The organism is Candidatus Caldatribacterium sp. (assembly GCA_014359405.1).
Lineage (GTDB): Bacteria > Atribacterota > Atribacteria > Atribacterales > Caldatribacteriaceae > Caldatribacterium > Caldatribacterium oleiphilum.
In genome coordinates this window covers 1-7,250 of record JACIZN010000063.1, presented here as the reverse complement: position 1 = coordinate 7,250, position 7,250 = coordinate 1, and the positions used below count along the sequence as shown (strand labels likewise).

The following is a 7,250-nucleotide window of genomic DNA, read 5'->3' as shown; positions in this document are numbered from 1 at the left end:
TACTGCATCCACAACTTCCTCTGGAGAACGAGCAGGACCGAGGAAAACCCCCTCGTACCCGAAGCGCTCTGCAAGGGTGAGGAAACGGTACACCCCAGCTACATGAACACAGGTTCCCAAAGAAGCCCCGAGAATCTTTTTACTCCTCATCGGTGACCACCAGATTGTGAATTTCTTTGACGCTGAGTCCTTGAAGTCCGAGTTTCTCCACCGTTCTTCCCTCCTTCCAGTAGTCCCTTTTGTGCAGAACGCAGGCAAGGTGAATGAGGCTATCAATGGTTGGAGTGGGAACACCAAGCATTCTTCCCAAGGAGGCTATGGGGACGAGGCTCGTTGGCACATCTTCAGTGATGTACCGGTGGAAGATCGTAGAGGGGGCACGAATACCCTGGTATCCTGTGTTATTCTGAATAGCCTCAAAGAGGTCCCTTCCTGAGACATCGTACGCCGAGTACAGCCATTCCCGGGCCGTTATGGCCCGTACTCCCAGGGCTTCAGCCACCCTGACCCTCTCTCGGTCCACTTCTTCAAGAATGAGGGCCACTGAAGGTGTAACACCTTCAATGTAGTAGTCGAACTCCCCATGGGTGCTCTCAATGCGTGCTGCGTTGAGAATGGTGATAGTGGGGTGGAACACGGCGCCAATATTGTTGAAGCTCGTCTTGAGAACGTTGTCCTCAGGGATGAACTGCGGTAGGGCTATTCGAAGGGCCTGCACAACGCGCACCGTCTGGTACGCCGGAAGAGCAGCCACAGGGATGCTGTTTTTCACCCGAAATATCCGGACTTGGGCAGGTCCACAGATACGGCTGGCAAAAAGAAAAGTCTGCGCTTCAGCGACGAGAACTCTTTTTGAACAGCCCCTCTCCCGAAGTACCTGGCGAACCTCCAGGGCCCCTCCGGTTCTTCCCGGGTTCAGGACGATAATCTGTTCGTCCTCAAGGTAGGGACTCAGACGCTCAGCAAGGTCCCGGTGCGCGGTGGCAGGAGCGACGACCATAATGATGTGGGCGCCTGCTACAGCCTCTCGGATATCGGGCGTGGCAACTGGAATAGGAGCGAATCCGTTGATTTCTCCCTCGACCTGGATGCCTCCAAGAAGCTGTATGGGGCGAAGGCGCTCAGGGGTTCGGTTGAAGAGCCGCACCTCGAAGCCCCGGAGGGCAAGGTACCCTGCAAGAGCTTGTCCACCATGACCTGCGCCAAGAACGGCAAACACCAAGGAGTCACGCACGAGTTCTCCCTCGCTTCATGGCGATGTGGAAGAGACGTCGAATCATTCCCGCATAGCTGATGTCCAAAGCAGCACACATTTCAGGAAAGGGGCTCCGGCGATAGTAAAGGAGGGGAAGGGCGTTGATTTCGATGAAAAGGGGCATGTTCTCTTTCTCAGAGAGAATGAGACGAAATGTGGCGTAATCACGCATGTTGAGTTCTCGGAATACCTTGAGGCTCATCTTCTGGATGGACGCCAGAACCTCTTCCGGGAGATCCGCCACCCCAAGGATTTGCTCACTCCGTTTCACAATTTCCTCTGAGGAGGGAAACTCCCGAGAAAGGGGAGCCATCTCCACAACCGGAAGGGGCTCAACTTCTCCATTGTTGCCCCAGAGTCCTGCAACAAGTTCCCTTCCCACCACATACCTCTCGATGATGACCTTTTCTCCAGTCATCTCAAAGACTCGCAGAGCCGCTTCCTGGAGTGATACGGTATCCTGGACTAAAAATCCTCCAAGCTTTCTTCCCCGGTGTTCTCGGAAACGAGGCTTCACAAGGAGAGGAAATTCCAGATTCTCAGGCCAGGAACTCCCCGGAGACCAGAGGAAAAAGGAGGGCGTAGGGACACCAAGCCCTCGGAGCACCAGTTTCGTCAGAGATCGGTCAAGGCAGAGGGAGTGAACGACTGCCCGAGAACCGAGGTAGGGAATATCAAGGGCGTCAAGGATAAGAGGCAAAAGTGCCTGGCTGTAGACCGACGAAACACAGGTGGTTACATTGAATACGAAATGAATATCACTTTCTGCAAGCACTGTGGCAACTTCTTCAAGAGGCCGTTCAACGTCAAAGAGAATAACCTCATGCCCCGTCTCCCTGAGCGCCTCCTGAATGAGAAGGAGGGTTTGCCCTTTCAGTTCCTGTTGCGTGGCGTAGTACTCTTCTTCCTCCGCAGCAAGCACAGATTGATTGTAAGCGAGGAGAATCTTCGACGTCGGCGGCAAGAACATCACCCCCCTCCAGTATACCACTGAAGGGGGGAATCAAGAAGAGCAAGGGTGGAAACCTACAGTTTGAACCTCTTCACCCTCTCGTGGAGTTCCTCAGCAAGCTGAGCCAAAGCCGTAACAGCTTTATTGATTTCCTGGAGTGAGGCGTTCTGTTCCTCTGCTGAGGCAGATACCTCCTCACTTGCTGCAGCATTCTCTTCGGAGACCGATGCCGCTGCAGCGATTTTGTCGGTGATAACCTTAATGGCCTGAGCAATTTCGGAGAGTTCGCTTTCATCTCCAGCAGTCTCACAGTAGTATATCGGTTACGTGCAATCCCTAAGAGGGAATCAAAAAACCTTTTTGTGGTAAGATAGAGCCGGTATGGAGGGAGATATGTATGGAAGAGTGGAAGGGGAAAGTTGCTCTCATCACAGGGGCAAGTCGGGGCATCGGTCGAGCCATCGCGCAGACCCTTGCGAAAAAGGGCCTATCCCTTGCGCTCTGCGCCCGCTCGCAGACGCAACTTGAGGCCCTTCGGGATGAACTCCGCTCAAGTGGTGTTGAGGTTTTCATTCTCTCCGGGGACCTTGCAGATCCCCAGTTTCCCCCCCGCTTCGTGCGCGAAGCGGGAGAGTACTTTGGAAGAATCGATGTAGTGGTGAACAACGCCGGAGTAGCCCTCTCGAAGCCCCTTGAGGAAACAACTCTTGAGGAGTGGGAACTCCAGATGGCGGTGAATGTTCGCGCTCCTTTTCTCATTTGCCGGGAGGCTTTGCCGTACCTTCGCCGCTCATCCCTTGCGACCATCATCAACATCTCTTCCGTTGTCGGTACCAAAGGGTACGTTCACCAGGGGGCGTACACCGCCTCAAAACATGCCCTTATGGGTTTCACGAAAGTCCTTGCCCGAGAACTCCACAGAGAGGGCATCAGGGTCCATGTCATTGCCCCCGGAGGAGTGGAAACGGACCTCATTGCCACGATGCGTCCGGACCTTCTTGGAGAGAAACTCATCGCTCCCTCGGAAATTGCCGAAATCGTATGGTTTCTCCTCTCCCTGCGGCAAGGAAACGCCGTTATCGATGAGGTGAACGTTCGTCGAGCTTCAAACGAGCCATGGAAATAGGAGGAAAAAACAATGGAGCTTTTCCTTGGGGTGAAAAGCGATCCCATAACCTATCGGTACTCTTTCGAGTGGCTCTTTGACCTCATGGCCGAGGAGGGGGTTACATACCTCCAGCTTGGAACGTTCTTTGAACTCTACTTCCTCCCGGATTCCTACTTTTTGCGGCTGCGGGAGGAAGCCCAAAAGAGAGGCATCGTCATATCGAGTGTTTTCTCCGCATACCGGGAACTTGGGGGATTCCTTTCTGAAGACCCGGAGCTTGTTCGGGTAACCGAGCGAAACTACCGGCGTCTCATTGAAGTAGCCGCTATCCTTGGTGCTTCTTCCTGTGGCGCCTCGATGGGCGCTTTTCCCCGAGATCGCCTCTTTCTCCGAACTCAAGGAATTGCACAGTACCTCGAGAGAATGAAAGAACTCCTCCACTATGCCAAATCCTGCGGCCTTGCATGGCTCACCGCAGAACCCATGTCCTGCTTTGCCGAGCCTCCTTGCAGTGCAGAGGAGGTTAGGCAGATTGGAGAGGAGCTCACTCTGTACTGGCAGAGGCACAAAGACAGTGCGGCTCGATTTGGGTTCTGTGCCGATGTGTCCCATGGCTGGGTTGATGAAACGGGAAATCTTCGGGAGCATCACCTTTCCCTTTTTGTCGCAACCTTCCCCTATCTCCATGAGTTCCACTGGAAGAACACCGATGCCATGTACCATGAAACCTTTGGTTTTGAGCGAGAAAACCGTAATCGAGGTATCATCGATGCCCGGGAAATACTCTCCCTCCTTGGGAAGTACAGCTACCTCCTCCCTGAAGAGCGTCTTGTGGGATACCTGGAACTCCCAGGGCCAAAGCTCGGCCGCGACTATAGCGACCGCCTCCTTGGACCGATGCTCCGGGAGTCCCTTCGGTACCTGAAGCAGGTGCTCTCGGAGGAGGTCAGAAGCATCCCCGTTAAAGAGTAGAGAAAGGAGGGATACCATGCGGCTTTTAGTGTGTCTTCTGGCACTTCTTTGGATAGGAAGCTTTGGTATCTCCGGATACGCTCGGGATAGAATTCCTCTCCCGTCCCCAAGGTTAGAGAGCGACACATCCATAGAAGAGGCACTCCTCAGACGCCGTTCCCACAGATCTTTCGCATCTTTACCTTTATCTCTCCAGGAAGTCGCTCAGCTCCTCTGGGCAGCTCAAGGAGTCACGGACAAAGCCTCGGGATTCCGCACCGCTCCTTCAGCCGGTGCTCTTTACCCCCTCAAGGTGTACCTCGTGGCCGGGCAGGTTGAGGGTCTTGCACCAGGGGTGTACGGTTACCTTCCCGAAGAACATGCTCTTTACAGAGTCCTCTCGGGAGATCGGCGGGAGGAGCTCTTCCGGGTTGCTCTCTTCCAGGAATGGATTCGAGAAGCGCCGGGAATTCTTGTCTTCACCGCCCTGTACGAGCGAACAACCCGAAAGTACGGCGAACGGGGAATCCGCTACGTCCATATGGAAGCGGGCCATGCGGCGCAAAACGTGTACCTTCAGGCTGAGGCTTTGAATCTCGGAACAGTGGTTGTTGGAGCTTTTGAGGATAAGGGCGTGCAAAGGGTTCTTGGGCTTTCCGAAAAGGAAGCGCCCCTTTACCTCATGCCAGTGGGGAGAAAGGGTGATTGACAGAGGGTGTGTTTCTCGGTATCCTAATCGAGGGTTGCGCATGAGAGGAAAAAGAGTGTGCCACACAAAAAAATCCATCTTCCCCGGAGCAGGGAAGATGGATTTTTTTTGTGTCTTACCTTTAGGGGGTGGGAAGGGTGTGGGTCCATCGACACCTCACGGGAATACACCACTTGACCCGGGAAGATATTCTCTTCATCCTCGATCGAGCGATGCACTGGCGGGAGTTTTTGGAACATTCCCCGAAGTTCTCGAACACCCTCTCGGGGTATTCCATGGTATGTCTCTTCTTCGAACCAAGTACCCGCACGCGGATGTCCTTCGAGATGGCGGGAAAACTTCTCGGTATGAACGTTGTCCATTTCTCCCTTGAGGGGAGTAGCCTCGAAAAGGGAGAGAGCTTCCGTGACACGGTTCGAACCATTGCGAGAATGAAGACCGATGTTCTGGTGGTTCGGCACCGAACAAGTGGCATACCCGAGTACCTCGCCACTTTCCTTCCCTGCCACATTGTGAATGCGGGAGACGGGCTCCGAGAGCACCCGACTCAGGCACTTCTTGACCTTTTGGCCATGCGACGGACCTTTGGAAGGGTCGAAAACCTCAGAGTGACGATTATCGGTGATATCTTCCACAGCAGAGTCGCCCGATCCCTTGCCTTGGCCTTGGGGAAGCTCGGAAGCCAGGTGACCGTCTCTGGCCCTCCGACCCTTGTGCCCAAGGAGGTTGAAGCCCTGGGAGTGACACGAGTCTTTCCAGTGGAAAAAGCGGTAGAAGGTGCAGATGTTGTCTACCTTCTCCGAATTCAGCGGGAGCGTCAGGAAGCAGGGTACTTCCCAAGCCTCAGAGAGTACGCTCGCTTTTTTGGCCTTGGGGAAGAATTATTCGCAGAGCTCAAGGAATCCACTGTTATCATGCACCCTGGTCCCGTAAATCGGGGTGTGGAAATCGGCTACAGCTTTGTGGAACACGGTGCCTCACTCATTGAGGAGCAGGTCACCTGTGGAGTAGCGGTACGCATGGCCGTTCTTGAAATCCTTCTCTGTGAGGGGAAAATCCGATGACGCGGAGAATCCTTATCCAGCGGGGAACCCTTGTACTCCCAGACAGAAAAACCCTTATGGACGGAGATGTTCTCATCGAAGGGGGGGTTATCACCCGCATCGGCAAGGGTCTTTCCGATCCTCAGGCGTACGTCATTGACGCCTCAGGGCTTCTTGTGGGACCAGGCTTTGTGAACCTCCACGTTCATTTCCGAGAACCAGGAGGAGAGGCAAAAGAGACCCTTGAGACCGGGGCAAAAGCTGCAGCAAGAGGAGGATTTACCACTGTTCTTGCGATGCCCAATACCTCCCCCCCTCTTGATGACCCTCTCGTTGTCCAAAGCCTCGTCCTTAAGGCGCGGTCTATTGGGTTCACCCATCTCCTCTTTGCAGGAGCTATAAGCCGGGGCTGTCAGGGAAAGGAGATGGCTGAATACGGCCTTTTAAAAGAGGCAGGAGTGGTGGCGCTCAGCGATGATGGAACAAGCGTTGAGAGTTCAAGGCTCCTTTATCTTGCCTTCCAGTACGCCCAGTACTTCGATCTCCCCTTCATTCTCCACGAGGAGGACCAGGAGCTCTCCCGAGACGGCCACATGCACGAGGGAGAGACGGCTTTCCTTCTTGGTTACAAGGGAATACCAAGGGTTGCCGAGGACAGTCGCATGGCAAGAGACATTCTTCTTGCTCTGAGTACCGGTGTTCGAGTCCACTTCACCCATCTCTCCACCGAAATGAGTGCAGTGCTTCTTCGCCTCTTTAGGGATAAAGCTCCCATCAGTGCCGATGTGACCCCCCACCATCTCCTCCTTACTGCGGAGGACGTTCCAAGACTCGGTAGTCTTGCCAAAGTGAAACCTCCCCTGCGGGAGAAAAGGGACATCGAAGCCCTGAAGTCAGCCATTGCTGAGGGAGTTATCGACATCCTCGCCTCGGACCACGCTCCCCATGCCCCTGAGGACAAAGGAGGAAGCTTTATTGATGCTGCGTTTGGCATCTCGAACCTCGAAGTGACCGTCCCCCTTTATGTGAAAGCCCTCATCGAGGAGGGCGTTATCGACTGGGTTGAGCTCTGGAGAAAGTTGAGTTACAACCCCGCTTGCTTTTTGAAACTCGAACGCAAGGGAGTTCTTGCGGAAGGGAAGGATGCGGACATTACGATTCTCGATCCCCAGACCGAATGGGAAGTAGACGTTGCACAGTTTGAGTCAAAGGGCAAGAATTGCCCTTTCCAG

General features: G+C 54.2%; 7 protein-coding genes and 1 pseudogene (1 of these 8 running past the window's edge). 5 read left to right on the top strand and 3 right to left on the bottom strand.

Features of this window, described 5'->3' with window-relative positions; translation table 11 throughout:
• The 3 genes and pseudogenes from H5U36_06135 to H5U36_06125 form a co-directional block, all read right to left on the bottom strand.
• A pseudogene (locus tag H5U36_06135) lies at window positions 1-150 on the bottom strand (methionine synthase); it reaches 1,496 nt to the left of the window's first position.
• Entirely contained in the window at window positions 140-1,234 is a 1,095-nt protein-coding gene (locus tag H5U36_06130; protein ID MBC7217716.1) for an NAD/NADP octopine/nopaline dehydrogenase family protein, read from the bottom strand. The pseudogene H5U36_06135 and the gene H5U36_06130 overlap by 11 nt, the downstream one beginning before the upstream one ends.
• Window positions 1,227-2,201, bottom strand: coding sequence for a hypothetical protein (locus H5U36_06125; protein ID MBC7217715.1), 975 nt, complete (start codon window positions 2,199-2,201; stop codon window positions 1,227-1,229). The genes H5U36_06130 and H5U36_06125 overlap by 8 nt, the downstream gene beginning before the upstream one ends.
• A 403-nt stretch (window positions 2,202-2,604) precedes the next feature.
• Here H5U36_06125 and H5U36_06120 point away from each other — a divergent pair, with 403 nt between their 5' ends.
• From H5U36_06120 to H5U36_06100, 5 genes are all read left to right on the top strand, one after another.
• Complete coding sequence (locus H5U36_06120; GenBank protein ID MBC7217714.1) at window positions 2,605-3,333, top strand: SDR family oxidoreductase; 729 nt, start codon at window positions 2,605-2,607, stop codon at window positions 3,331-3,333.
• Between the two features lie 12 nt (window positions 3,334-3,345).
• Window positions 3,346-4,287, top strand: a complete 942-nt coding sequence (locus H5U36_06115) for a hypothetical protein (GenBank protein ID MBC7217713.1) — start codon at window positions 3,346-3,348, stop codon at window positions 4,285-4,287.
• A gap of 16 nt (window positions 4,288-4,303) precedes the next feature.
• Window positions 4,304-4,975 (top strand): SagB/ThcOx family dehydrogenase, encoded by a 672-nt coding sequence (locus H5U36_06110; GenBank protein MBC7217712.1) that lies wholly within the window; start codon window positions 4,304-4,306, stop codon window positions 4,973-4,975.
• Between the two features lie 137 nt (window positions 4,976-5,112).
• Window positions 5,113-6,039 (top strand): aspartate carbamoyltransferase catalytic subunit, encoded by a 927-nt coding sequence (locus tag H5U36_06105; protein ID MBC7217711.1) that lies wholly within the window; start codon window positions 5,113-5,115, stop codon window positions 6,037-6,039.
• Window positions 6,036-7,250, top strand: a 1,215-nt coding sequence (locus H5U36_06100; protein MBC7217710.1) for a dihydroorotase, incomplete at its 3' end; no start/stop codon positions are given. The genes H5U36_06105 and H5U36_06100, both read left to right, overlap by 4 nt.